The sequence below is a fragment of the Falsihalocynthiibacter sp. S25ZX9 genome, from assembly GCF_041205405.1.
Classification (GTDB): domain Bacteria; phylum Pseudomonadota; class Alphaproteobacteria; order Rhodobacterales; family Rhodobacteraceae; genus Falsihalocynthiibacter; species Falsihalocynthiibacter arcticus.
In genome coordinates this window covers 1-363 of record NZ_JBGFCD010000103.1, presented here as the reverse complement: position 1 = coordinate 363, position 363 = coordinate 1, and the positions used below count along the sequence as shown (strand labels likewise).

Below are 363 nucleotides of genomic sequence, written 5' to 3'. Positions count from 1 at the left end.
AGCCGATAGTCCAAGCAAATTCCCAATTCTGGTATTTCGTAATGCCAGTAAATTCCGTGAAGAATAGTATGAATGGTCCGAGAGAAGACGTTTTTGGTTTGGCGGAAGGATCGGAGCAGTTGGTAGGACAATCGCGTCATACCCTGCCATTTCCAAATTCCACTTTGCGCGAATTTCATCAATCTTGCGCCAACCTGCAACAAAGTCGGATGCGAGAAAAGTTGCCCCGCTTCGGAAACGCTCCAAAATTTCGGGAAACATTTTCTCTGGGGTGTCTTCGATAACGTCCTTCCATGTCCCATATGCCTCGCTAGAAAACAGTATCGGGGAGAGCACCATCGCCTCATGCAAATCGGGAAAAAC

General features: G+C 47.4%; 1 pseudogene. It reads right to left on the bottom strand.

The window, feature by feature from the left end:
• Nucleotides 1–363: pseudogene (locus AB9F29_RS21475) on the bottom strand (amidase); the annotation flags it as partial.